A 23639-nucleotide genomic window follows, 5' to 3' on the forward strand; every position below is an offset into this window, starting at 1 on the left:
GGATCATCGAGAACGCTCGCAAACGCCGTTCTTGCAAACGTGTGCGCCGGTGCTCAACTCGCCCGGGTGCACGGTCAGGGCTAACCCTGCAACCTCCTCAGTAGCACGCCAAGTCGTTCCTCAGACGGGCAATCCTCGAGGTCTGGGCGAAGTGGAATGCCGCCACCACCTCGGTTCCTGACCTCGCTCGGGCTATGGCCAAACGCTCGCTTGAACGCGCGGCCAAACTCGGCGCCGTCGCTAAACCCGCGCTCTTCGGCAATCTGGAATATGAGACGCCGCTCGTTGGGGTCGGTTAAAGCGGCGTAAGCGCTGAGCAATCGACGATGCTGAATGTAGTGCATTACCCCGCCGAAGGGCTCGAACAAGTTGTACAGCCGCGTGCGCGAGATGCCGAGCTCCCGGCGTACCAATTCACTACCGAGTTTTGGGTCGAGTAACCGGCATTGCACCAGCTGCCGCGCCCTTTCGAGAAGCACATTGGCAATCGGCCCTTCTGCCGCCTTGATATGGTCTGCGGATGGTGAAACGCAGGCAAGGATCATTGCCCGTGTGGCTGCGGCCAGCCCAGGCAGGTCAGCCTGGGCTAACATTGGCAGGCGATTGCCCACGTCAATCAGATAGTCAGAGAACAGTCGTCCCATGCCTGTCCCAAGCGTCGAGAATTCGGCCGAGCCAAGCGTGGCCGCCGTTTCGAGAGAAAGATCTCGTGGCACGAACAGTATAAGCATCTCGCTTTTATCGACGACGCCGGTGAAAGAGCGACCAAGCGAATGGATCTGCACTTCACCTAAACCGGCGGAAAACCCGTGTCTTGCCGTTTCAGTGCTAATTTTCCCGGACAGCAAGACTGTCATCGTCCAGTGGTCGACCGGATCTCGCCGAACATGTCCTGGAAGGCTGGAAAAAGCCAGGCTGTCAGTGCTGATCCTAGCAAGTACAAAACTGCCAAGGTCCCAAAGCTCCTGCCGCCCGCTAAAGTTGGCCGTCATTGGATCGGTGTCAGAAAGCTCGAGCATAGGTGCGAAGCTATCATGCCATGCTCCAAACTGATCCGGTCGCGACAGCCCCTCGGTCGAAAATTCAAAGGAAGGCAGGAACGAAGGTCTGCCTTCCTCCGGCATCGTATCAACTGCCTCGCAATCCAAGCTCGCAAGGTTCGCGTGGTCCAGTTGCCGTTCCGGCAATCTGGCATACGTCATGACGTCTTCGGTTGTCATCGCGTCACCTCCAGTTGACCGGAGGCAAGACGGCACCGTCTGGCGCCGTTTGCCCGGTAACCATATTGTCGCCGTCATGCCGACTTATCCTACTGGCGACGATCCTTTCGAGATTGAGATTCCGTGCCAGGTATGCACTGATCGGCAGGCTGCTTGAGAGAACGGTTATGCAATTCATTCTTACTCTCCTCTTGGCCCCAAGAGAGAGGGTCGGATGATGTCTGAATGATGCGTAGTGGTTTGCCAGCGGCTGAAGCGAGACCACTTTGCGTGGCGAAAGCTGGTTCTTCAGCCTTCGTCTCTGTCTTGCGTCAAAGCTGCCGTGTCACTCGATATCCCTCCCCGCCGCAATCTACTCCTTTCGACGTCTTTTCTCAACCGTCAGATGCACAAGCGTCTGGCGTCGTCGTTTATAGCGTTGTCAGGTTGATTTAGCGTGCCCTAACGTATATCCGTACACGCTGGAGATCCTGCTTCATGATCCATCGTCCGCGTCTGCCTTAGAACCGCCCGACAGTAGCGTTGCGACCCACTTTCCAGATGGTGTGCCTGCGCAATAGACAATGAACGCGATCAGGATAGGCACGCCGATGAAGGCCCCCGATATGCCCCACATGAAGCTCCAGAAAAAGACTGCGAAAATAACGGCGAAGGGGGATATTGCCAGCGAGGCACCGGTAAGCCGTGGCTCCAAATAGCTCCCGATGATGAATTGGATGACGTTCAGGCTCGCGAAAATGAGGACTGCCGTCTGCCAGTTGTCGAATTGGGCAATTGCAAACAGCGTTGGAAGCGCGGTTGCGACAAACGGCCCGAGGAAAGGGATGTAATTGAGCGCGAAAGCAATTGCACCCCAAGCGGTGGCAAGTTCAAGCCCCGCGCCCAGCGCAAAAAGCCAGACCACCAACCCGGTCAGGATACTGGCAAACGTCCGCACGATCATGAAACGACGCAGCTTTGCACCAATCACGCGATTGGCCGTCAGGATGCGTATTCCATGGGGTTGGGCTGCGGGCGCGACAAGCCGTCTGTTGAAGTCCTCGACCTCGAGCAGGCCGAGCATGACGAAGATAAAGACCAGCAGTGCGAAACCGGCGAAGCTGTTTACGCGGCCGGCCATCCCCTGCACAAACCGCACCAACCAGGCAACATCGAAGCGGTCGGCCAAGGGACCCGCGACTGCAACGCCGTGCCCTTCCAGCCAATTTGTCCAGTCGACATAGACCGCCTGGAAACGGTCCGCGTTAACGAACAGCCATTGCCCTAGCTTGCCAAACCCCCATGCCACCGAAGACCCGATGGCCACAATAATAACCATGGTGACGATCAGCGTGATGAGAAGGGCAACAAGCTTTGGAAGCCAGCACTGCAAGGCCGCCTGGCACGGCCAGACCAGGGCAATGACGAACAAGGAAAAGATGAGCGGTGCGAAGATCGATTGGGCGACATAGAGCAAAGCAAGCACAAGAATACCGGCTGTTACCGAACCGATCATGCGACTGCCGCTGGCTTCCTGCATACTCGCCCCTTGAATATTGATCTAATTTCCAAGCTCCGGCTGATAGTGGCGGAGCTTGGTCTCGCACAGGAATGCACTAAGAAAGGCCCTCTTTGAGACCCGGCAGTCAGTCGTCTGCCCTGTCATGTAAAGGCGCCAGATACACCTCACGACTGCACTAGCTAACGGCGGTTGCCTTTTGCAACGCGTCACGCAAAACCTGCTCCTTCGTCTCGTCGAGCGAGGTCTTGAGCACGACGCCGCCATAAGAGGATATTTCCTTCAGCACCTTATCTGCTGTCATCTCCTGGATCAGCACGAACAAGGCTCCTTTACCCGGCTCAAGATTGGCGGCGAGATCCTTCATGAAGACGTCGTTTATACCTACGTCCGTCAGAGCTCCGCCGATCGCACCGGATGCGGCACCCATGGCTACGCCCAAAAGTGGATTGAGAAACAGGACACCGATCAGCAAGCCCCAGAAGCTGCCCGATGCAGCACCGGCGGCCGTGGTGTTGACCAGCTGATTCAATTTGATCTTTCCGCCTTCGGTCTTCGTCGCGATCACGGCATCCCCGACTTTGATCAGGTATTCCTTCTGCATTGCGAACAAGCGCTGACGCACTTCTTCGGCTTTGGCTTCGGTAGGATAAACAATTGCAATCAAGGTAGACATGCCTACTCCTCCTATATGAGACCTGCTTGTGTCGGATTGGAAATGTTGGTCATTCTTGGGTTCCAGGATGGTTGCGGCTGGAGAGCTCTCACCCCCCAGCGGCGGCCGGTCTCGTTGCTGAGGTTTCGATATTCTCGGTTTTGGCTTTGGCCGGAATGCGAAACCACAGGACGTAGAGCACCGGCAGGAAGATCAGTGTCAGCGCCGCGGCGACCACCAGACCGCCGATGACGGTAAAGGCAAGGGGTGACCAGAAGGGATCGCGGATGATTGGTAGCATTCCGAGTACGGTCGATCCCGCGGTCAGAAAGACCGGTCGCAGACGCTGGGCGGTAACATCAATCACACTGCGCCACGTCCGGCCTTTTTCTTCAATGGCAAGGTCGATCTGGTCGATGAGCACCACGGAATTTCGGGTGATCATACCGATGAGGGCAATCATCCCCAGAACGGCGATGAAACCCACCGGCGTATTGGTTATCAGCATGATCAGCACCACGCCGATCAGCCCCAGAGGCACAACGCTGATGACCAGAAGCAGTCGCTGTACGCTCTGCAGCTGAAACATCAGCACGATCAGGATGATGACTGCCATCACTGGAAGCATCTCAACAACTGACGCGAGCCCTTCTTCTGCACCTTCGACTGCACCACCAACCTCGATCGGATAGCGCGGGTTGGCCTTGCGCAGCTCGTCGATCTTGGCGGCGGCGGCCTCGACGACACCGGCCGCCAGCACGCCTTCGGCGGTATCTGCCTGAACGGTGATGGTCGTCGAGCCATCGCGACGCCAGATCACAGGCTGCGTGGTCTGATAGTCGATCGTGGCGATGCTGGAGAGGGGCACCGTATTGTTGGGGCCGACCGGGATCTGCAGCGTGCGGATGGTGCTGATATCGACGCGCTCGTCGGCAGCCGCTCTGGCTACCACATTGATGAGGTAGATCGAGTCTCGAACCTGTGTGATCGGAATTCCCGATGCCGTGGCAAACAGCGTCTGGGCGATCACAGAGGAATTGAGACCCACCAGTCGGGCACGATCCTGATCGACATTGATGACGATTTTTCGAACCGGTTCACTCCAGTCGAGGTTCGACTGAACGACGCCGGGAACCTTGCTGATGGCATCGGCGACCTGCCAGGCGACATTCCGCACGCCGGGAATATCAGGTCCGCTGACGCGATACTGAACGGGCCAGCCGACCGGCGGTCCCATTTCCAGCGGTGAAACGCGCACGATGATATCGGGTAATTTCTCGTCGAGTGCCTTTTGCAAGCGTGCCTGCAGCGCCTCACGCACGCCAACGCTCTTGGCGATCACCACCGCCTGGGCACGGGACGGTGCTGGAGCCTGCAGGTCCATCGACAAATAGAAACGAACCGGATCGGAGCCGATATAAAAACTCCAGTCGGCCACATCCTCGTCAGCGGCAAGAACTTCTTCCGCTTTCGAGACTTCGACAGCGGTTGCCTCCTGCGACGCGCTCTGCGGCAGGGTTAGCTGCAGGATAAGCTCCGGCCTGTCGGACGCCGGAAAGAACTGCCGTTTCATGGCGGACGATCCAAGGAGAGCTGCCACAAACAAAGCGACGGTGGCAAGCACGACCAAGAGGCGCATTCGCATGCAGGCATACAAGAGGTTCTTGAAGCCGCGGATGAGTGCTCCATCCTCCTTCGGACCCGTTGCAGCCCCTGATTTGAGGACGGCAAGACCAACGATCGGTGTCAACAATACCGCCACCAGCCACGACACGATGAGCGCGAAGCCGATCACCAGAAAAAGGGATCGCGCATACTCGCCCGAAGAGCTGCTTGCAAAACCGACAGGAATGAAGCCGGCAATCGTTACCAGCGTGCCGGCCAGCATCGGAAATGCTGTTGACGTATAGGCGTGGGACGCGGCCTGAACCCGCTCGTAACCCTGCTCAAGCTTCGCCATCATCGTCTCGACGGTCACCATCGTGTCATCGATCATCAGCGTCAGCGCGATGATCAATGCTCCCAGCGATACGCGCTGTAGGGCAATGCCGGTGATGTCCATGAACAGGAAGGTTAGGGCAAGAACAAGCGGGATTGACACCGCAACCGCGATGCCGGCTCGTATCCCGAGAGCCAGGAAACTCACACCAAGAACGATGACGACAGCTTGACCGAGCGAGGTTGTGAAACCCCGGATCGCTGTCTTGACGACCGCAGGCTGGCTCGCGACGTGTGTGAGGTTGATGCCAATGGGCAGATCGTCCTCAAGCTTCTGCATCGTCGCTTCGATATTCTGGCCAAGCTGCAGAATGTCGCCTCCTGACGCCATGGAGATGGCGATACCGATAGCCGATTTACCCTTGATGCGGAATCGTGGCTGGGGTGGATCCACCGTTCCGCGCACGACGCTGGCAATATCTCCGAGGCGCACAAAGCCGGATGCGGTTGGAATGTTCAGCTGCCGGAGGGTTGCCTCGTCGGCGAGACTGCCGGAAACCTGAAGAATTGTTCGATCCTGCGCCGAGGTGATGAGACCTGCAGGCAGGACGGCGTTCTGCGCCTGTATGGTTCCGATCACTGTCGCGGCACTGAGGCCGAGGCTTGCAAGCCGCCCGGTTGAGAATTCGATGTAGATCGTCTCGTCCTGGGTCCCGATAAGCTGGACTTTTCCGATATTATCGATCTTGAGCAGCCGGGTACGGGTTTCGTAGGCCCAATCGCGGACTTCGCGATCGGTAAAGCCATCGGATGTGAAGCCATAGATTATGCCAAAGGTGTCGCCGAAGTCATCGTTGAAGAAAGGGCCGCGCACGCCTGCCGGCAGCGTCGATATCATGTCTCCGACTTTCTTGCGGGCCTGGTACCAGGATTCTCCGACCTGATCGGGCGGCGTGGAATCGTCGAGCGTGACATAGACGATCGATTGTCCGGCCGTTGTCAGGCTGCGCAGACTGTCGAGATGAGGCACTTCTTCAAGCGTCCTTTCCAGACGGTCGGTGATCTGATCAGTGGTCTGCTCGATCGTCCCGCCCGGCCATCCGGCCGATACGATCATTGTCTTGAAGGTGAACTCCGGGTCCTCGTCGCGTCCCAGATTGATGTAGGCAAGAATGCCCGCTATGGCGCTTAGAACCACGAGGAAAATGACAAGGCTCTGTCGCTGGATCGCCCAGCCCGATAGATTGAAGCCCTCCTTCATTCGACGCTTCCTTCAAGCAAGCGAACGGGCATGCCGGGACGCAGTTGCTGCACCCCGGCAATCACCACATTGTCTCCGCTTGAAAGGCCCCTGGTCACAAGGAAATCCTTCGTGTCGAAGCGATGCACCTCGACCGGGACAAGCTTTGTCGTCTTGCTGACCGCATCGACAACCCAGACGGCACTTTCGTTTCCTTGGCTGAACAATGCCGTTATCGGCAGCCGCGCCGCCGGCTCACCGGAAAGCCGGATGCTGCCACGCACGGCGCTTCCGAAGCGGAATTCGTCCGGCGCGCTATCAAGCCCGATACGGACCGTAAAGTTGCGGGTGATCGGATCAGCGGTCGGCGAAATCTCTCGAACCGTTCCAGTCGCCTTGATGCTCGGATTGCTGAGAAGCTGCACGTCGACGCGGGCATCGCCTCCGGTCGTCTGGATCGTGGCTTCGGGAACCTGGAAGACGGCATCACGTGTTCCAAGCTGTGCAACGCGCACCACCATTTGTCCGCCGCCGACGATCTGTCCTACTTCACCTCCGATAGCGGTAACGACGCCTGCGGCATTTGCCTTCAGGACGCGGTTATCAAGATTGGTCTGCGCTATCCTCAGACCCGCTTGTGCCGCGTCTACGCCAGCCTGTGCCATACTCGCCTGGGCGGTCGCTGCATCGAAAGCCTGACGGGTGGATGTGCGTGGGTAAAGCTGCTGCTGACGCGCGCGCTCGGTCTCTGCGTTCTGGGATTGAGCCTGCGCCGCAAAGAGATTTGCTTCGGCCTTTCGCATTGCGTCCTGCGCGTCCTCGGTATCAAGGCGGGCGAGAACAGTGTCTACTTTCACGAGGTCGCCAATCTCGACGTCGCGCTCGCGAACCTCGCCACCCTGCCGGAAGCTGAAGCTGGTTTCTGTGCGCGGCCGGATCTCGCCGACGAGCGACCCGTAAGTATCCTCCGGGTTGAATGAAACGGCCACCGTTCTGACCGGTCTAGGTGGACGCTCTGAAGCCTCCTCCTCGTCTCGGCAACCTGCCAGGAGGAAGCCTGTCAGTATAGCGACCGACACGCCAAACAGTGCGCGGGCTTTCGAAGCAGCCAGATGCATCTTCATGGACGGTTCCCCCGAATACCTACCGGCGCGATGGCGTTTTTCGATGCGCAGACAGCTGTAAAAATGACATCGGTTCAATGAGATATACGCATTTGGTCGGGCTTGATGCGTGACGGGGCATTGGAAATCTACGCCCATCACACATCAATCGATCTGTGTCAGTGATCAACGCGAACGGTAGAAGTCCTGAGTTGGGACTAAAGTGATCGTGCTCCCTTTAACGTTCGGCTCGGCTTACGCAATCTCCGGAACCGAAGGCGCAGCGCTCTGGTTGGGAACTATAGAGCGGTTCAAGAAGCGAAGTGATCAGCATAGAATCCCGCAAACATGCCTGGAGTCCAGATTTTGGCAGTCTGTGGCCGCGAGGATCATTATCGATGCAAGTCGTTCAGCATCATTTTTTGTCGCCCGACCGACACGGAAATCTGACTACTGCAAGTAACAACTGGAATTCATCTACCGCACCCGCTGCGGATAGCTTAGAACAAGGAAGTGCTTCGCCTCATGCGTGTGGCCAGCGTGAGCGATCCGAACCGATTGTCTTTCTTGTTGAACGATTTTAACGGCTTCCCAGGGAACTAGATCGAGCCCGTGTCCTCAATTCGATTGTCCGTCATTGTGATCATTCTGTTGGCTCTCGTCGGCTGTGGCGGACCACGCGCGGTGCTTGGCCTTCCAATCGCATCATCGTCAGGAGCAGAACCGCGGGCAATCGTTCCGATCTACGTCGCGACCACGCGTACCCGATCCAACAATCTTTCCCTGCCATATTCGGCCGAGCGGTCGAAGACGTTGAATTTTGCGAAACTAGACATTGGTATCCCGCAAAACCACGTTGCCGGCCGCGTCGAGAAAAGCGGACGGAGCCCTGATCCAAGCAGGCATTTTTCAGCGCGGACCTATCAGCCGATTGCCGAGCGGCAGGATTTCATCAGGCAGCTAAATGTCGCGCTCGCGCAACGCTCGCCGGAAAATCGCGAGATCTTCATTTTCGTCCACGGATACAACAACAACTTCGCCGACAGCGTCTTCCGCAACGCCCAAATCAGCTATGACTACGGTATCAAGTCGGTCTCGCTGCATTACGCCTGGCCGTCAGGAGCATCGATCCCGCTTTACGTCTTTGATCGCGACAGCGCCCTTGTTGGCCGGCGAGGACTTGCCGAGACGATCGAGATCGCGGCAGAGACCAATGCGAAGAGAATCATTGTGGTTGGCCATTCCATGGGCGCCTATGTCGTCACGGAAGCTTTGCGCGATCTCGCCCTCAGGGGACGCACCAGCACGTTGAAGCGCCTGGGTGGCGTGGTTCTCGCCGCGCCTGATATCGATGTCGACGTCTTCCTGAGCCAGATCGACGACATTGGTGACATCCCGCGACCGTTTGCAATCATCGTCTCACAGCGCGATCGCGCTCTCGGATTTTCCCGGCGATTGGCGGGTGGCCACCCGCGTGTCGGCAGCGGCTCCGACGTCGCCGTCCTTCAAAAGAGAGAGATCGCGGTTATCGATGTCTCTGATATTGATGGCGGCCGGCACAGCGTCTTTGCCAGTTCACCGACACTGATGGACGTGGTCAACAACGATGCCTTGATACGCAGTGTACTTAGAGAGGAACAGGGACCTGCCAGCCAGACAATGCTCGCCGACGGCGCATCGGTGATCGAGGGTGCTGCATCACTGATAATTTTCCTTCCGAGCCGCATTCTGGGTGGGATCGCACAGGCAGCCGCCAGCCAATAGCGGCCGTGAGGGCAAGATTGTTGGCCTGCTGTTGGCACATCAGATTGGAAGCCTGAAAGTCCCCAGCAGATAGATCGCGATTGCATAATAGAGCACATAGAGCACGTATGTCTGGCCGTTGCCCGTGTAGACCCTTCGCACTAGTCCCGCCGCGCCGACCGTCAGATCGCAGATTCCATCCCAGATAAAGTTTGCAATTGGGGTGACGAGTGGAGCAAACGCCGATCGATAGAAGGCGTAAAAATGCGCCGTGCTCACGGGAATGGAGCGCCCGTGCCCGGTTCGATAGACCAATACGAAGCCCCCGAAGAGGACCACTGTGATCGCGACAGTGACCGCCATCACAGGGACAGGATTCCAGTAGCCATAGATGGTCTCAAGCGACATACCCTGCCAGACCAGCGTTGAGGCGAAATAGGGATCGATCGCGGCAGACACGGGGTCCATTACCAGTTTCGGAAAGAACGACAGCAAGATAATTGCGAGGATCAGAACGAACTGCGCGACCAGAAGCGGCAAGGGCGCCTCCGCCGCAGCTGCGGGCCTTAGCGGACCAAGGAAGATCGAATAGCCAAATCTGAACATGTATAGAAAACCGATGAAAGTCGCGAGAACGCCAACGATCGCGAGACCATACCAGCCCCTGTCCATCATCGCGCTCAGCAGCAGCCATTTACCGCCGAAGCCGGCAAGCGGCGGCAGACCGGACATCGAGACAAGTGCAACAATCACGCAAGCAAAGGTGAGCGGCATTTCTCTGGCGAGGCCACCGGTCTCATCGAACAACCTGGTATTGGTACGCAAGATGACGGCCGCGGCTGCAAGAAAGAGGACGCCCTTGACCATCAGGTGATTGGCAACAAGGTAGAAGGCCGTGACCCAGCCGAGATGGCTCATCAACGCAATCGCAGTGATGATGTAGCCGATCTGGCTCATGCTGGAATAGCCGAGCATTCGTTTCAGATCGGTTTGCTGGAAAGCCATAACAGCCCCAGCAATGGTCGTCAGAAGTCCGATCCAACCCATCACGTGCGCCATCTCGAGCCCGACGTCGGAGCGAATGGCGAGGTATGTCACCATGAACAATCCGAAGACCGCCACCTTGCTGATCACGGCGGAAAGCATTGCCGACAGGTCATCGTCGGCCTCGGCATAAGCGCCGGGCAGCCAGACATGGACGCCAACCGCGCCGGCCTTGATCAGAAAGCCGATCGCGAGGAACATGAAGGCAGGTGCCGCATCCGGGCCGGCCGTGGCGAACGCCGAAAGTGCGGTGCTGCCGTTGGCATCGGTGGCAATGCCGAAGCCTGCGAGCAGGCAAAAGGCCGATACCAGGGAAAAAAGCAGGAACTGCAGCACGTAGGAGTGAGCACCGGGCCGTTGTGCGATCAGGAAATAGGAAGAGAGAGTGATGATTTCCCAATGGAAGAAAAACTCCAGGCTGGTAGCGGCGCGTAACAGACTGGCGATCGACAAAAGCAGGATCGCCATCATTGGATAGAAGCCTCGGCGAGGATCGGTGCGATAGAGACTGGCAAAAGCAATGACCAGACCGCCGGCAAGAAGAAGTGCGGCAAATAATCGAGGCAAACCTTCGAGGTCGGCAGTGATCCACGCTCCGACAACCAGCACCGCCGCCAGTGTCAATGCGCACTTGATCCTACCGGGAAGGCCATCGAGAAGGCAAAGAACGCCACCGACACAAAGGGGTGCGACAAGCCATAGCGACACTGCGCCCGCAAAAACTGCCGCCACGTAGCCGCTCACAAACAGCAAAACAGCGCTGGCCACCACCGGAACCAACCTGGACGGATCAAGGCTGAACGAGGCAGGGGGACCGGTCAGAAAGCTGGTGTGTGTCGAGCTCGACGGCGGTCGCGTCGCCTGCTTGAACCAGCGGAACATATAGGCTGCCTCAAGCAGCGATCCGACCAGGATGACGGCTATCCAGACAGATCGCTCGCCAGCCGCAGCCTGCATCACGAGCTCCCATTTCGCCCAGAATCCTGGGAATGGAGGCAACCCGGAAATAGCGACCAAGAACACTGCAAGGATCGAGAGCAAAAGACGATTTCCGGCAATCTCGGACCACCCGTCGACCTGGGTGCGCTCGACGATGCCGGCAAGCCAGAACAGGCCGGCCTTGGCCAGTAGATGATTGACGAAGAGCCCCCCGACAACCAGCGGCAGTGACTGCTCGGCTTTGAGCTGATGGAGCAGCGCAAGTGCCAGTACCAGAAGTCCCATCTGTGCGATCGAGGAATAGCCGAGCATTCGTTGCACGCTTGTCTGCCTGAGTCCGACGAGATTGGAGAACAGGAAGGTTATGCCGCCCGAGACAGCGAGAATGCCCAGATGATCGTCAAAAAGCGGCAGCAGCTTGAAAAGAGCAAAGAATACGCCGGTCGACACTCCGACGGAGGAAAGTGCCGCGATGCCGCTATGGGCCGTCTCGTAGACGTCGAGCCCCCAACCGTTGGCAGGGAACGGCTTCAGCTCGAGTACGAGACAGGTAAGCACGAACAGCAGTGCAGTCGCCCCGATCGGGCCGAATATCGCCGCCCGGTTGGCGATCATCTCGTCGATATTGAGTGTGCCGGTCACATGGTAGAGGAGCCCGGCACCCAAAAGAAAGAATGAGGAGGCGAGCACCGTCGCCATGATGTACTTGAAGCTGGCTGCAAGCGCTGCGGGGGTCCGCTCCAGTCCAAGAAGCCCATAGGTGCCGATCGACATGATCTCCAGGAAAACGAATTGGTTGAAGAGGTCGCGCGTCATCACCATCCCGTTGATGCCCATGATCAGGATCAGGTAGAGCAGAAGCGTCGAATAGTTTGAGCGCAGTCGCTGCCAGAGGTGCCAAGCGCCGAGAAGCGCGAAAACATTGACGCAAACCGAGAAAAAACCCTCCCACGGACCAAAACGCAGATTGATCGAGAACGGCGGGACGCTGCCGGCGGTCAGGATCTCGAAGGTCGGCCCGCCATTGTGGATACGCCAAAGGCAGACGCATGAAATGACGGTCATTCCTAGAAGCGCCACGACAAAACCGATCGCCGGCAATGGCTTGGCGATGCGATAGAGCAGGGGGATGAGAAATCCTCCACCAAGGCCAAGCAGGAAAATGTTCAGCGGCTGCAGAAGGCTGTCTACCATTTGGACTCCGTCAGCGCGTCGATCGAGAGTGTTTTCCTCACGGCGTGGAGTCTGATCGCGAAGGACAGCATGATTGCGGTCACCGAAAAGCCGATGACAATGGCCGTCACGACGAGCGCGGCCGGAATCGGGTCGACGGCGTGCTTGGCCGCATCGGATGCGTTGAGCGCTTCGTCGACAATCGGCGCGGTCCCACCGGTGACATATCCGGTCGCCACGAGGACCATGTGCATGCCGGTGTCGATCAGCGAAAAGCCGATGATGATGCGAAGGATGTTGCGATGCCTCAGCATCCCCCAGAAACCAATGAGGATGAGAAGAAATCCCGTGGCCAGAAGTATGTGTGATATCGGCAGCCCCATGGCGCTCCCCATCTCGTCTAGCTGCGAAACCGGTCGATAATGACACTCAGTTCCGCGCCGACCTTGATGCCCAGCAGAGCCGAAATCAGCGGGATCGCCCCGGCACTGAACAGCGTCCCAAAATTGCCCCGCGGTAGAATATGGCTGTCGAGAAAGCCGCTGCCGAAGGCGATGCCGACGATGCCGATCAGGACGTAAAACACGCCTGCAAGCGATTCCGTTGTGCTGAGAAAGCCGTGGTTAATCGATCCGGGGGGATAGGCGAGCATTAGGAGCATGACACCGGAGGCAACGACTGCGCCCCCCTGAAAACCACCGCCGGCCGACAGGTGACCATTCATGATGACATAGGCGCCGAAGAGGAATATCAGCGGAAGGACAACCTCTGCACCGTTGCGCACCAGTTCGCTCGGACCGTGTCCGGTACCATCGGATCCGCTGTTGCGGGAAAGTGTCTTCTCGCCCGTGTCACTCGCAAGCAGCAGGCCGACACTTGCCGCCACCATGAACAGTACCGCGACTTCGCCGAGCGTATCAAACCCGCGAAAGGTAATCAGAATTCCGGTCACGACGTTTGGCGCACCAAGATTGGCGGGGACCTCGGTCAGATAGTGCACCGCCAGTGCCGAAAGCGTCTGGCGCTCGTCATAGTTGCTGACGAGTGAAGCGAAGACGATGCCGAATATCAGCACGCCGAGCAGGCTAAACGCGCGCCTCATGCCGAGCCCTCTTTGCCGGCGCCGTCGTTCTCGTCACGCAGGGCGTCAACGATGGTCGCAGCCGCCATCGGCGTGCGGATTGCATGCGCTGCCCGCGACAGCGCATGTGACGACAGCGGATTGGTCATCAGCACGAAGTAGGCGATGATCAACAGCTTCAACGACCAGTCCGGATGATAGACGCCAAGTCCGGCTAGAACGAGAATATTGCCCAAGGTCGAGGCCTTGGTGCCCGCTTGAATGCGGGTGAAGACATCGGGCATGCGCAGCAGGCCGACACCCGCGGAAAAGAGGAAGAACGCCCCAACGAGGATCGTCAGACTGCCGACCAACTCATTCATCGACAGGTCCTCCGCCTCTGGTCTTGCGGATCGCATAAAGGAAGATCAGCGTTGCCAGGCCCGAGCCGATCGCGGCTTCGGCCATGGCGACATCAGGCGCGGCCAGGAGCACATAAGATGCTGCCGCAAACAGGCTTGCAAGACCCGCGCTGACCATCGCCGCCATCAGATTGGTGAGCAAGACGGCCAGCACTCCGCTTACCAGAATGCTGCCACAAACCAACAGGATCAGCATCTCGAGCATGGCGGCTACGGCCCTTTTTCCAGGAAGCCGGCAATGGCAAGAACCGCCAGAAAGCTGAGCAGTCCGTAGACAAGAGCAACGTCGATATAGACAAAGCGGCCCGATATGTGGGCGTAGAGCGCTATCAACGAGATTGTGACAACGGTCAGCATGTCGATCGCCACCACACGATCAATCGCCGTGCGGCCGATTATCAGCCGCAGCACGCCAAAAACGATGCTGAAGAAGATCAGAACCACGGCAATCTGCAGGATAATCTCAGCCAAATACCGCCCCCAGGTGCTTTTCGAAAGGGCCGATGATCATCTGGCTTGCTTCCTCCGGGTCGGTGGTCTTTACGTCAAGCCAATGAATGAAGAGGGCATCTCCTTTGAGATCCATGACAAGCGAGCCGGGCGTAAGCGCGATTGAATTGGCAAGAGCCAGCCGACCGATCGGCGACTTGAGCGGCATCTTCACCTTGACGATCCCTGGACGAATAATGATACGCGGCGCGTAAACGTAGCGCAGCATGTTCATATTCGCCTTTACCAGCTCAACCAGGAAAACGCCGGTATAGGCAATGAAATGCAGGACCTTGGCAGGCGTTACCGTGATTTTCCAGACATCGCCGCGACGCATGAAAATCGATGCCAGGACCAAAGATACCAGCGCGCCGACGGCCACGATTGGGGCCTCCATAGATGAATTGACCACCAGCCAGACGACAAACAGGAAACCCGAGAGAAGGATCAGGCCCTGTGACAATCCCGATGGGCGTGGTTGGAGTGTTGCTCGATTTTCTGGCATCGCGCAGGCTTTCGATGGGTTCGAGTGGAGTGGTGGCGTGCAGTCTGGGTAGGCGGGGTTAAGTTCATGCATCTCCCCCCACGGGCCGATTTCGATCCGGCGTTTTGCCGGTCACCACGAGCTTGGTGGGTCTTGACGTCACATTAGCATCGGCTGCATCGGGCTGTGATCGGCACTGAATCCAGAAACTATGCTTGGGGTCCGATATGCCGTCGCATCCCCGCGCATTTTTGTGCCATCTCTTGACCCGTATCCAAAACGGCGAAATCAATCACGCTGCACGTCAGGCTTACATCCGGAACATGCTGTGTGTCACATCGATCGACCTATTTGATTGGCGACACGATCACCGGCGAAGATTAGCGTAGGCGTCGTGTTGGAGGGAACGATGTTATGAATTTTCACGCCTCTCAAGCCGGTCAGATGATGCACAGATCAGGCACGGTTACTCCTCTGCAGCGCCGTTTCGGAGCAATAGATGTAGCCCGATCCAAACGGATGCCGGTTTCATGAACGAGAAAGCCCCGCAATCGGGATCTGTCGTTCCCGTCGCACCTAGCCTTGCTGATTATCGCCCACTCAGCTTGGCGGAAGAGAAGGTGGTTGCACATCTGCAGACGGGCGACTTCGATCGGTTGGGCGATGGCCTACGCCCGGAAGACGAAGATCCCGAGCGAACTGTGCGGGCGGATGTTTTGCGCTATCTCATCCTCGGTAGCGATGGATACCGTCTCCATGAAAAAGGGCTGAGGCTGACTGGAGCATGGATAACCGGTATCCTTGACCTCGAGGGGTGCAGAATTCCTCGCGACATTGGCCTTAAGGACTGCCATTTCGAAGCTTCGCCCATATTGCGCTCCGCCATTATCGACAATCTGTTCCTGGACGGCTCGGCCTTGCCCGGACTGCAGGCTGATAGGCTCGAAGCACGCGGTTGCCTCTCGCTTCGCGCCGCGATCGTAACTGGCGAAATCCGGCTCCCGGGCGCGCGTATCGGTGGCAGCATTGAAGCGGATGGCGTCTCGATTGCTTCGCCTGACGGGATCGCGCTCGACGCCGATGGATTGGAAACCGGCGGCGGCATCCTGTTGCGCGGTGCCGATGTGCGCGGTGGCCTCAATCTTTCTGCGGTCCGCCTTGGTGGCGATGTCAACGCGGTCGGCGCTCGCTTGGAGCGGCCGGGCGAAGTCGTGCTGAACGGTGACGGGATTGTGGCAGCAGGGGACCTCGCTTTAAGAGGGACGACCATTGTCGGTGAGACGCGTCTGCTCGGTGCCCGTTTCGGTGGCGACATTGATTGCACGTCGGCCTCACTTTCGCAGCCGGGGGGCTACGCATTGAGGCTCAATCGAACCACAATCGACGGCGCGTTCTTTTTGCGACAGAACGCGTGTGTTGAGGGCACGCTCGACCTGACGGCCACGACGATCGGTGCGATTGATGATGAGCCGGCGAGCTGGCCGAAAACCGGCGACCTGCTTCTAAACCGCTGCCGGTATGGTGCTTTCATCGGTGGTCCTGCGGACGCGGAAAGCCGCCTTGACTGGCTGGCACGCCAAACCCCTGAACGCTGGAAGGCGGACTTCTGGCCTCAGCCCTACGAGCAACTGTCGAAGGTCCTGAGGGAAATGGGCCATGACGAGGAAGCCCGCGCTGTCCTCATCACCAAGGAGCGGCTGCAGCGAAAGGCACGTCGGGCGCGTGCCAAAAACCCCGCCTTGAGGGTCGTCCTGGCGGTTATGGACGCCATTCTCGCGGTGACGCTGCGCTACGGGCGGCAGCCTCTCCTGGCGCTGGTCTGGCTGATGCTCTTCTGGGCGATCGGTACCGGGGTCTTTGCGATTGCCTACCGAGGCGGCGCGATGAAACCAAACAGCCCGGTCGTGCTGCGCTCCCCCGAATGGACGATGTGCGATCTGCAACGAACCGAAACCCGCTTCATGCCAAATGCCGGACAGGATCTGACCGGACGTGCCGAGGTCGGTCAGAACCAGCTCACCTGCTTTCGCAATCAGCCGGAGGCAGCAAGCTACCCGGAATTCAATGCACTGATGTATTCGCTGGATGTTCTCCTGCCGGTAGCGTCGATCGGGCAAAAGGAATACTGGCGGCCGGACTCCCTGAAACCAAACGGCACCTTCACCTTGAATTACTATTTCTTCCAGTCGGTGATTGGCTGGGCGCTCAGCCTTCTGGCCGTCGCCGGTTTCTCGGGACTGGTGAAATCGCAGTAGGGCGAGTGCTGTTCCATACGCAGTCCGTCGGTCGTTATTCAGGATGCGAGTTGACCCGGGGCGCGGATCGGCACGCGAGCGAAATGTTACAGGCGGAGCGCCGATGATGCGCTTGAATGCGCGGCTGAACGAGACCTCGGATTCATAGCCGAATCGTTCGGCAATCGCGCCGACACGCTCTCCTTCGCTCAGCCACTGATGCGTTTGATGCATGCGCATTCGGGCGACATAGCAAGCAGGCGTCTCTCCAACTGCCCTGGTGAAGCGTTCGGCAAAACCGGATCGAGAAGCTCCCATCTTCCGTGCGAGTTCTTCGACCGCCCAGTCATGGGCAGGATGGCTCTGTTCCAAATATTCCTGGCGCGGAGAGGGACATATAGTCTCCGCCTTTAGGCAGCCTGCTGCTTGAGATATTGAGCGAGTAATGCTGTCGCCTTCGTCAATTGGCTTGGTTGATCTGCGGGCTCTTCCATAGCGAACAAATTCGCAAGCACGATGGGATTACTGTTTACTTGAAACAGAATTGCGCAGAATATTAGCAAATGGGAGGATAAGCCTTCGGCCCCACTCTCGATACATTGCGCTCGAACGGCTTTCCTCCCTTGGTTACAAGGGAGGACCAATCATGAGGCGGGTATTGTTCTACGCGGCATCGGCCGCGATACTGTCGCTCGGCGTTTCGCATGCATTTGCGCAGTCGGGCGGCGTCGAGAAAGCGGTTGGCGGCTACAACTTCGAGGAAGCCGCAAAAGAGGCCCCCGGCACGAAGGATTTCCATTCGGCTGACGGTCATCTGACCTTCGCGATCGTCACGCACACGGCAGGCAATGGCTTCTTTGACCCTGTTTATGTCGGCGCGACCGTTGCCGGCAATATGATCGGCGCCAAGATATTGCTGCTCGGTTCGGAATCGCCGGTGGACGACCCCGCCCGCGAGCTCGAGATCCTGAACCAGATCATTCAGGACCCGACCATCGACGGCATCATCATGACGACGCCGCAGGTCGGGGCCTATAACGACATCGTCAAGGCTGCCGAGGCGGCTGGCATCCCGATCGCGACGACCAACTCGTTCGACGGTACCATTCTGCACCGGAGCGCGATCAGCCACACCGGCCAGGATGCGTCGGCGGCGGCAATCGGCGGCGAGGCGCTCGCCAATTGCGTGCTTGCCAGTGGCGCGACCAGCGGTTCGATCGTGCTGCCGTCCTCCACCGCGATGGGCAATATCGAGGTGAACAACCGTGTCACCGCCGCCTTCAATGCCATCGTCAAGACGTTGAAGGACGCCGGCAAGCTCGATGCCTTCAAGGTTGACGCCGGTCCGGAGAATGTCGGCATCGACACGAACCCGAACGACCCCGTCAACGCACTTGTTTCGCTCTTCGAGTCCCGCGGTGACGTGGTCGGCGCCTTCACAGCCAACAACGTCTTTACGCCGCCGCTCGTCAAGGCGGTTGCCCAGATGGGGAAGACCGGCAAGTTGTGCGCTTATGGTTTCGATCTCGGCCCGGCACAACAGGAAGGCATCGCAGCGGGGAACCTGACCGGCTCGCTCGGCCAGCAGCCCTTCCTGCAGGGCTTCTGGCCTGTCATGCAGCTTTATCTCCAGATCGATCGCGGTATCTCAGCTGCCAATCTCGACACGCGTGCCCAGCTGGTGACGAAGGATAACGTCGCCAAGGTCGGCAAGCGCTTCGAGAACTGATTTCGTCTAGGACGCCTGAAATTAAGGCGGGAGGGCGCGAGCCGTCCCGCCACGCGAAGGCAAGGATCGGTCGGTAGAAACTCATGGAGCTAGCCACGACGACATCGCTCGGCCGTGCGCCGCCCCAGCTCGTCGGCGGCTGGGAGGCGGGGCTCCTCATGTTTCTTGCACTGCTCTATTTCGGCGGAGCCCTCGTCAATCCGGCCTTTTTCGGATCGACAGAGGCCCTTCATGCGCTTCTGCGCGATACGTCCCGTGTGGGGATCATCGCGGTCGGAATGACTTTCGTCATCGTCAACAGGGATCTCGATCTTTCGGTCGGTTCGACCTACGGTCTCATCGCCGTCGTCTTCGCCAGGCTCTTTGCCCCGAGCTTTCTCGATTTCGGCGTGATCCAGTCGGTGATCCTCTGCGTGCTGCTCGGCACAGCGATCGGCCTGATCAACGGCGTGCTGGTCACCGTCCTGAAAGTGCCGGCCTTCATCGCGACGCTGACGATCCTCTTCATCGGTCGTGGCTTCGTGCTGGCGCTGACGCATGGTCAGGCAATCTATTACTCCGACAAGGCGAAAGACCATCCGCTGTTCTTCCATCTCGGCGAGACGAATATCCTCGGCTTCAACAACCAGATCGCGATCTTCTTCCTGATCGCCATAGTTGGGGCCACTGTGCTTGCCAAGACCCGCTGGGGCTATGAGACTTTCGCCACCGGCGGAAACGAGCAGGCGGCGGTCTATGCCGGCATTCGCTCACGCTGGGTGYGCATTCGCGCCTATCTGCTCTCCTCGCTTTGCGCGACCCTTGCAGCTCTCCTGTCGGCCGCACAGGACAAGGGTGTCACCCCTCTCTATGGTGTCAGCTGGGAACTCACCGTCATCGCATCCGTCGTCATCGGCGGAGCATCGATCCTTGGCGGGCGCGGGCGTGTCATCGGATCTTGCCTCGGTGCTGCGGTCGTCGTGCTGATCGACAAGGTGCTGCGCGAGGGATGGCCGATCACGCGCACCGTCGTGATCGACGGTGAAAGCTTCGCAGTCGGCGCCAAGTTCACCCTGCCGGCAGGCGCCGTGCTGGTTTTCCTGGGTCTGCTTCTCGTCATCGCCGTGCTGATCGAGCCCATTCTTATCAGGCGCCAGGTTGCGGGCCGGCTATGGGCCTGGCTCAGAGGCCGGCCACCGCCGCCGGCCTACGAGATGGGTGGCGTGGCGATCGAGGGTGTCCAGACCAAGGGGGCGATGGCGGCCGACATGGCGCTGTCTGCCACCGGGCTCGGCAGGTTTCTCGCCCGCCGCGACGCACTTGCCATCATTCTGACCGTCGTGTTGTGGCTGACGGGCCTCGTGCTGAGGCCGGACTATTGGTGGAACCTGCCCAACACCTTTGCGATCCTGCTCAACTATACGGAACTCGCCCTCATCGCGGTCGGGCTCACCTATGTCATCGCAGCCGGCGATATCGATCTCTCCGTCGGCGCGGTGCTTGCCCTTGCCGGCAGCACCGCGGCCTATTTCCTGAAGGTGCTCGGCGCCGACCCGCTCACTGCCGTTGCGATGGGCCTGTTTGCGGGGATGACTGCCGGCGCCGTCAACGCCATGGTCGTCGTCGGCTTCAAACTGCCTGCCTTCATCGCCACGCTCGGCATGTTCTACATTGCCCGCGGGCTTGCCGCCTGGTTCGTCGCGGGACAACAGCTGACCGGCTGGCCCGAGGGCTATAACCTGCTCGGACGCAAGGTGAATGATATTCTCCTGCATTTCGGCCTTGCATTGCCGCCGGGGATCATTCGCTCGGTGGCCGAGGTCGTCAGCATCCAGACGATCTGGATGTTTTTCATCGCCGTGATCGCCGGTATCGTGCTTGCCTATACGCCGTTCGGGCTGAAGGTCTGTGCGGCTGGCGGCAACGTGCGCGCCGCGGCCTATGCCGGTATCAACACGAACCGCGTGCGCTTCATCGCGCTCATGCTGTCGGCGCTCTGCGCCACCATGGCCGGGATCATCAACGTTGCCTACTTCCGCAGCTTCAACCCGGTCGCCGGCCAGTTTCGCGAGCTCGATGCGATCGCTTCCGTCATCATCGGCGGCGGATCGATCTTCGGCGGTTACGGCACGATGATCGGCTCGCTTGCGGGTGCCGCCGTCATCACGCTCGTGCGCGCACTGCTTCAACTCAATGTCCAGGGGTTCACCATGCCGCAGCACTGGATCAACGTCTTTATCGGCGTCATCCTCATCGTCGCGGTGCTGATCGATATATGGGTGCGCCAGGCCAATATTTTCGGGCGCCTGCGAACCCGGCTGAGAAGAGGCGCGCCAAGAGGGGACAGCAATCATGGCTGACGAGACACCATCTGCGCCGATCGTGGAAATGCGGAGCATCGAAAAAGCCTTCGGGGCTGTGCAGGCGCTTCGCAAGGTCGATCTGACGCTTTATCCCGGCGAGATTCTCGGCCTGGTCGGCGACAACTCCGCCGGCAAATCGACGCTCATGAAGATCCTGACCGGTGCTTATCAGCGCGATGCGGGTGACATCCTCGTTGCCGGGCAGACGGTGCGCTTCAAGAGCCCGCATGAGAGCCGCAGCGTCGGCATCGAGATGATCTACCAGGATTTCGCGCTCTGCGGCAACATGGATGTCGGCCAGAACATCTTCCTTGGCCGCTGGCCGCTCATAGGCCCTTTCGTTAACAGGCGGAAGATGTATGCGGAAGCCGACAGCGTGCTGAAACGGCTCAAGGTCGACGTGAACTCCGTCTATCAGAAGGTCGAAAGCCTGTCGGGCGGCCGCCAGCAATCCGTCGCGATCGCCCGCGCAATCTCGTTCGAGCCGCGCGTCGTGATCCTCGACGAGCCGACCGCCAACCTTTCCGTGATGGCGACGGAACGGCTGCTCGAAACCATGCTGGAACTGAAGAAGCAGGGCGTCGCCCAGATCATCATCTCACACCGCCTGGTCGATATCTTTGCCGTGGGTGATCGCGTCATGGTGCTCAAGCGCGGTGAATATGTCGGCGATCGCTACATCAGGAATACCGACGAGCATGAAGTGCTGGAGATTATCGTTTCCGGCACGCGAGAGCGCGCGCGGACAGCCGACGAGGCAAGAAACACCTGATCTGCCATCGAACGCTCGGCGCTCCACGCACACTGCGGGGCGTAGCGGCATGCATGTGCTGCTTGCGGCGAGGCCGGTCGCCGACCCCGCCGCAATCGAAATCAAGCCGCGCGGCTCAGTGCGTCGCCGATCGTGGAGACGATCGTGTCGATCTCGCTCTTCTCGACGATCAGCGGCGGAGAGAGCGCGATGATGTCGCCGGTCACGCGGATCAGCAGCCCCTTCTTGAAGCAGTCGATAAAGACGTCGTAGGCCCGCGTTCCCGGCGCTCCGTCGCGAGGCGCGAGTTCCACCGCACCGACAAGGCCAAGGTTGCGGATGTCGACAACGTGAGGATGGTCCTTCAGTGAATGCAATGCATCCTGCCAGTAGTCCGCAAGATCCGCAGCGCGGGTCAGCAATCCTTCTTCCTCATAGATGTCGAGGGTCGCAATGCCCGCGGCGCATGCGACCGGGTGGCCGGAATAGGTGTAGCCGTGGAAGAGCTCGATCGCGTTTTCCGGACCGGCCATGAGGCCGTCGTAGATCTTCCGGCTGGCGAATACGGCGCCCATCGGGATCGTGCCGTTCGTCAGGCCTTTTGCCGTCGTGACGAGATCAGGAACTACGCCAAAATAGTCTGTTGCGAACGGCGTTCCGAGACGGCCGAACCCGGTGATCACCTCATCGAAGATCAGCAGGATGCCATACTTGTCGGCGGTTGCGCGCAGTTTCTGCAGATATCCCTTTGGAGGAAGGATGACGCCCGCCGAGCCGGACATCGGCTCGACAATCACGGCGGCGATGGTTTCGGCACCGTGTAGCTGGACGAGACGTTCGAGATCGTCGGCGAGTTCGACGCCGTGTTCCGGCAGACCTTTCGAGAATGCGTTGCGCTCTACGTCGAGCGTATGACGCATGTGATCGGCGGGAATCTGCGGAAACATCCGGCGATTGTTGACGAGGCCGCCGACTGAAATGCCGCCGAAGCCGACGCCGTGATAGCCCTTCTCGCGGCCGATAAGGCGCGTTCGGCTGCCCTGGCCGATTGCCCGCTGATAGGCGATCGCGATTTTCAAGGCAGTGTCGACCGATTCCGATCCGGAGCCCGTGAAAAAGACACGATCGAGCTTGGCGTCGGCACCACCGGGGGCAATCTTCGCCAACTTGGCGGCAAAGTCGAAGGCGATCGGATGCCCCATCTGGAATGTCGGGGCAAAGTCCATCGTCGAGAGCTGGCGTTCCACCGCCCGGGAGATTTTCTTGCGCCCGTGGCCGGCGTTGCAGCACCAGAGGCCCGCTGTTCCGTCGAGAACGCGGTTGCCGTCGACGTCGGTGTAGTACATGCCCTCGGCAGATGCGAGGAGACGCGGTGCGGCTTTGAACTGCCTGTTTGCCGTGAACGGCATCCAGAAGTTATCGAGTATGGGCGCGTTCGTCATGTTGATCTGATCCATTGTGCTCTCCTTCGGCTCGACGAACACTTCAGGTATTTCCATGACCGAACAAGCCCTTTTCTTCTCTGATATAACCCATTGAAAAAACGGCATTTCGAATCTAGGATTTTAGCTATTC

General features: G+C 58.9%; 18 protein-coding genes and 1 pseudogene. 5 read left to right on the forward strand and 14 right to left on the reverse strand.

Annotated elements, in window-relative coordinates; genetic code table 11:
• Nucleotides 1-80: 80 nt before the first annotated feature.
• The 5 genes from AC1DUP_RS13525 to AC1DUP_RS13545 all read right to left on the reverse strand — a co-directional run bounded on the left by AC1DUP_RS13525 (nt 81) and on the right by AC1DUP_RS13545 (nt 7675).
• Nucleotides 81-1220, reverse strand: coding sequence for a helix-turn-helix domain-containing protein (locus AC1DUP_RS13525; RefSeq protein WP_477832903.1), 1140 nt, complete (start codon nt 1218-1220; stop codon nt 81-83).
• 475 nt (nt 1221-1695) lie between these two features.
• Nucleotides 1696-2739 carry an AI-2E family transporter gene (locus AC1DUP_RS13530; RefSeq protein WP_113296933.1) on the reverse strand — a complete coding sequence of 348 codons (1044 nt, stop codon included), beginning with the start codon at nt 2737-2739 and terminating at the stop codon, nt 1696-1698.
• Between the two features lie 157 nt (nt 2740-2896).
• Nucleotides 2897-3394 (reverse strand): DUF1269 domain-containing protein, encoded by a 498-nt coding sequence (locus AC1DUP_RS13535; RefSeq protein ID WP_113296932.1) that lies wholly within the window; start codon nt 3392-3394, stop codon nt 2897-2899.
• An 88-nt stretch (nt 3395-3482) separates the two neighbouring features.
• Complete coding sequence (locus AC1DUP_RS13540) at nt 3483-6572, reverse strand: efflux RND transporter permease subunit (RefSeq protein WP_477832904.1); 3090 nt, start codon at nt 6570-6572, stop codon at nt 3483-3485.
• A complete protein-coding gene (locus tag AC1DUP_RS13545; RefSeq protein ID WP_477832905.1) occupies nt 6569-7675 on the reverse strand; it encodes an efflux RND transporter periplasmic adaptor subunit in 1107 nt (368 codons plus the stop codon). The genes AC1DUP_RS13540 and AC1DUP_RS13545 overlap by 4 nt, the downstream gene beginning before the upstream one ends.
• 591 nt (nt 7676-8266) lie before the next feature.
• Between AC1DUP_RS13545 and AC1DUP_RS13550 the strand changes: the two genes are divergently transcribed.
• Entirely contained in the window at nt 8267-9418 is a 1152-nt protein-coding gene (locus tag AC1DUP_RS13550; protein WP_477832906.1) for an alpha/beta hydrolase, read from the forward strand.
• A 39-nt stretch (nt 9419-9457) separates the two neighbouring features.
• On the opposite strand, the gene AC1DUP_RS13555 is transcribed toward AC1DUP_RS13550, so the two are convergent.
• Genes AC1DUP_RS13555 through AC1DUP_RS13585 form a run of 7 tightly spaced genes read right to left on the reverse strand, consistent with a single transcriptional unit; the run spans nt 9458 to nt 15101 of the window.
• The gene (locus AC1DUP_RS13555; RefSeq protein ID WP_477832907.1) at nt 9458-12574 is read right to left on the reverse strand and encodes a complex I subunit 5 family protein; all 3117 of its coding nucleotides are present in this window, start codon (nt 12572-12574) and stop codon (nt 9458-9460) included.
• Complete coding sequence (locus AC1DUP_RS13560) at nt 12568-12936, reverse strand: sodium:proton antiporter (RefSeq protein ID WP_477832908.1); 369 nt, start codon at nt 12934-12936, stop codon at nt 12568-12570. Before AC1DUP_RS13560 ends, AC1DUP_RS13555 begins: the two co-directional genes overlap by 7 nt.
• A gap of 17 nt (nt 12937-12953) precedes the next feature.
• Entirely contained in the window at nt 12954-13655 is a 702-nt protein-coding gene (gene mbhE, locus AC1DUP_RS13565) for a hydrogen gas-evolving membrane-bound hydrogenase subunit E (protein ID WP_477832909.1), read from the reverse strand.
• Nucleotides 13652-13996, reverse strand: a complete 345-nt coding sequence (gene mnhG / locus AC1DUP_RS13570) for a monovalent cation/H(+) antiporter subunit G (RefSeq protein WP_113296925.1) — start codon at nt 13994-13996, stop codon at nt 13652-13654. Before mnhG ends, mbhE begins: the two co-directional genes overlap by 4 nt.
• Nucleotides 13989-14240 (reverse strand): hydrogenase subunit MbhD domain-containing protein, encoded by a 252-nt coding sequence (locus AC1DUP_RS13575; RefSeq protein WP_113296924.1) that lies wholly within the window; start codon nt 14238-14240, stop codon nt 13989-13991. Before AC1DUP_RS13575 ends, mnhG begins: the two co-directional genes overlap by 8 nt.
• 5 nt (nt 14241-14245) lie before the next feature.
• Complete coding sequence (locus AC1DUP_RS13580; protein ID WP_113296923.1) at nt 14246-14506, reverse strand: monovalent cation/H+ antiporter complex subunit F; 261 nt, start codon at nt 14504-14506, stop codon at nt 14246-14248.
• On the reverse strand, nt 14499-15101 hold the full coding sequence (locus AC1DUP_RS13585) for a Na+/H+ antiporter subunit E (protein ID WP_477832910.1): 603 nt from the start codon (nt 15099-15101) through the stop codon (nt 14499-14501). The genes AC1DUP_RS13580 and AC1DUP_RS13585 overlap by 8 nt, the downstream gene beginning before the upstream one ends.
• A 437-nt stretch (nt 15102-15538) precedes the next feature.
• Between AC1DUP_RS13585 and AC1DUP_RS13590 the strand changes: the two genes are divergently transcribed.
• Nucleotides 15539-17263, forward strand: coding sequence for a hypothetical protein (locus AC1DUP_RS13590; RefSeq protein WP_477832911.1), 1725 nt, complete (start codon nt 15539-15541; stop codon nt 17261-17263).
• 72 nt (nt 17264-17335) lie between these two features.
• On the opposite strand, the pseudogene AC1DUP_RS13595 reads toward AC1DUP_RS13590, so the two are convergent.
• Nucleotides 17336-17599 (reverse strand): annotated as a pseudogene (locus tag AC1DUP_RS13595) (helix-turn-helix transcriptional regulator); the annotation flags it as partial.
• A 289-nt stretch (nt 17600-17888) separates the two neighbouring features.
• Here AC1DUP_RS13595 and AC1DUP_RS13600 point away from each other — a divergent pair.
• From AC1DUP_RS13600 to AC1DUP_RS13610, 3 genes are all read left to right on the forward strand, one after another.
• Nucleotides 17889-18971: a substrate-binding domain-containing protein gene (locus tag AC1DUP_RS13600; RefSeq protein WP_113296920.1), complete on the forward strand. Its 1083-nt coding sequence runs from the start codon at nt 17889-17891 to the stop codon at nt 18969-18971.
• Between the two features lie 83 nt (nt 18972-19054).
• Nucleotides 19055-21310 carry an ABC transporter permease gene (locus AC1DUP_RS13605; RefSeq protein WP_477832912.1) on the forward strand — a complete coding sequence of 752 codons (2256 nt, stop codon included), beginning with the start codon at nt 19055-19057 and terminating at the stop codon, nt 21308-21310.
• The gene (locus tag AC1DUP_RS13610; RefSeq protein ID WP_113508175.1) at nt 21303-22085 is read left to right on the forward strand and encodes a sugar ABC transporter ATP-binding protein; all 783 of its coding nucleotides are present in this window, start codon (nt 21303-21305) and stop codon (nt 22083-22085) included. Before AC1DUP_RS13605 ends, AC1DUP_RS13610 begins: the two co-directional genes overlap by 8 nt.
• A gap of 101 nt (nt 22086-22186) precedes the next feature.
• On the opposite strand, the gene aptA is transcribed toward AC1DUP_RS13610, so the two are convergent.
• Complete coding sequence (aptA, locus tag AC1DUP_RS13615; RefSeq protein ID WP_113508338.1) at nt 22187-23521, reverse strand: omega-aminotransferase AptA; 1335 nt, start codon at nt 23519-23521, stop codon at nt 22187-22189.
• Nucleotides 23522-23639 lie beyond the last annotated feature (118 nt).

It is taken from the genome of Rhizobium sp. 01L419 (assembly GCF_056400025.1).